Genomic DNA, 2207 nt, shown 5'->3' on the forward strand with positions numbered 1-2207 from the left:
TTATGATTCCCACCTCGGATACAATGCCCATCTCCATCATCGACGCAACTATTTTGGTAATAGCCGCCTGAGTAAGACCCGTTTGTCGGGCAATGTCCGCTCGGGAACATACCTCCTGCTGCTGCAATATTCTCACAACAGCGAAGCGATTCATTTCGGTCAAATCACTGTTATTTTTGCCAATCGCACCTGTCATTTTCGCTTGCCGTCCTTTTCTCGCTTCTGTGTGGATACACGGCGTTAATTGATTTACTCTGTTAATATATTAATCGAGAAACATCAATATGTCAACTATTTTTTATTAAAGTTGATTATTTTTGTGCCTATATACGAGATAATGCGCTTTTTGGCGCCAATACGCCAATTTGTTGATCTATGAAAAACAGACATCAAATGTTCAAGAAACCGTGAAAGGGATAAAAAAAGAAGCAGGCGGCTTGAAACTGCCTGCTTCTTTTTTTATCTGTATCTAACCTTAATCACTTTTTGCCCTGCTGGATATTCAGATGCATCGTTATATGTATCTGCAAATCCTAATAACTTTTCAACTCTCCAAGTTCCGTAGAAAAACTTCTCAGTTTCACTATCCAAATCCATACTCCCTACAAAAGGCTCCGACGTATTGCCTGGAATAGGATCTTCTTCTTTTCCGGCTTCCTCTGCAGGCAGAATATTGTTGTTTTCCTTTTCATCCGGTTCTTTTACAGCATCAATTGACGATTCGATCGCAGCGGTAGTCGTTGCAGTTTCATCGTCCTGATTTTTCAATACAAATAGATTACTGCACCCAACCAAACAGGCAGATAATAGAGACACGATCAGGAACAGTCCTGCTTTTCTCCTCATTTTTATCCTCCTGATTACTTATCGTGGTGTTCTTTGAGCCCTATTGCTTCCAATATCATTTCTTTCGTGTTATACCCATTTTGTTCAAAATGGCGCACTATACGAAAAAATACCCAATGACGGGACCGATCAAAATAGCAAAATAGATCAGTGTGATCCATGGCTGATAATCGATGTAAAACTCTTTAAAAGAAAGACTCCAAGGGTGTTTGATTATCACCCAACCGAAAACATCAAAGACAATACAAATTCCCGCCCATATTACACCGGTAATAAAAGCCTCCTTAAGGCTTGGTGCGGATAAACCCCGGATGTATAACCAGCCGAATACAGAAAAAAGAACAACATTATAAAGCGGGTGCCAGGGCTTTGTTTTTTCATAACCCTCGCCCATTCCCGTTTCGTCCATGGGGCCCATTTTCAACACATAAATATTAAAAATTGTATGCAAAATTCCAACGATGGTAACGATCAAATAGCAAGACCAAAACCATAACATCGACATTCCGAAATCTAGCATACGTATCACCTTCAATGAACGAAAATTCTATTTCTATAATTACATCTAACCTGCTTCGTCAGCCTCAGAAAATCCCCAAAAACATCTACCGTTTATTGTCCTTTACACTTCTAAAAATTTCCTCACCATTTTTCGTATCTTACAATTTCCTCCATCGCTTTTCTCGGTCGCTGCTTTGGTGCCTCATCACCATATCCCAAGGTAATGATTCCGCACACATATTTGTCATCCGGAATGTTCAGGATAGGTCTGACATCATCTTGCTCAAACCAGGCTGTCCAACAGGTCGCCAACCCCAGATGCTCCGCTTCAAGCAATAGATGTCCCATTGCAATTGCTGTATCCCGAATAATTTGCTTCAGTTCCGGTTCAGAACTGTTCTCATCCAGCCTGACTTGAATATCCATGGGGATGCGATATCGAATATCCGCTACGCACACAATGAATATTGGAGCTGTCATCATCCATTTTTGATGATGATCGGCAATGGAAAGTTTTTCTTTCATATCTTCCGATTCAATAATAAGGAACGTCCAAGGCTGCGTATTGCTTCCAGAAGGTGCTAATCTGGCGCTTTCCAATAGTTGAACAAGCTTCTCTTTCTCAACTTTTTTATTTAGATATTTACGGACGCTTCTTCTGTTTTCTATTTCTTTTAGCATGGTAACCGCCTTTACTGGCAACTCACATTTTGAATGTTGAGTGAACTGTAATACCATCAGGTCACATCGACATAAGACAGCAAATCTCACAATGCTTTGTCGCTGCAATTCCGATAGCCATTGAGCCTGGTACCTCTTTGGCATCAAAGTACATTTTCAATAATTCCAACACTCAACAC

Annotated in this window: 4 protein-coding genes; all 4 read right to left on the reverse strand. The window is 40.5% G+C overall.

Annotation, left to right across the window (positions count from 1 at the left end):
* On the reverse strand, window positions 1–196 hold a 196-nt coding region (locus tag TY09_RS17400; RefSeq protein WP_042437026.1), incomplete at its 3' end, for a winged helix-turn-helix domain-containing protein.
* Between the two features lie 263 nt (window positions 197–459).
* Window positions 460–846, reverse strand: coding sequence for a hypothetical protein (locus TY09_RS17405; protein ID WP_052335769.1), 387 nt, complete (start codon window positions 844–846; stop codon window positions 460–462).
* A 97-nt stretch (window positions 847–943) separates the two neighbouring features.
* On the reverse strand, window positions 944–1366 hold the full coding sequence (locus TY09_RS17410) for a hypothetical protein (protein ID WP_042437029.1): 423 nt from the start codon (window positions 1364–1366) through the stop codon (window positions 944–946).
* A gap of 122 nt (window positions 1367–1488) precedes the next feature.
* The gene (locus tag TY09_RS17415) at window positions 1489–2028 is read right to left on the reverse strand and encodes a nitroreductase family protein (protein ID WP_042437036.1); all 540 of its coding nucleotides are present in this window, start codon (window positions 2026–2028) and stop codon (window positions 1489–1491) included.
* Window positions 2029–2207: the final 179 nt, after the last annotated feature.

This window comes from Faecalispora jeddahensis (assembly GCF_000577335.1).
Classification (GTDB): Bacteria; Bacillota; Clostridia; order Oscillospirales; family Acutalibacteraceae; genus Faecalispora; species Faecalispora jeddahensis.

Bases quoted from the DNA above. Each gene is read 5' to 3' on its own strand.
- TY09_RS17405 (WP_052335769.1), bottom strand. From the start codon at position 846: ATGAGGAGAAAAGCAGGACTGTTCCTGATCGTGTCTCTATTATCTGCC.
- TY09_RS17410 (WP_042437029.1), bottom strand. From the start codon at position 1,366: ATGCTAGATTTCGGAATGTCGATGTTATGGTTTTGGTCTTGCTATTTG.
- TY09_RS17415 (WP_042437036.1), bottom strand. From the start codon at position 2,028: ATGCTAAAAGAAATAGAAAACAGAAGAAGCGTCCGTAAATATCTAAAT.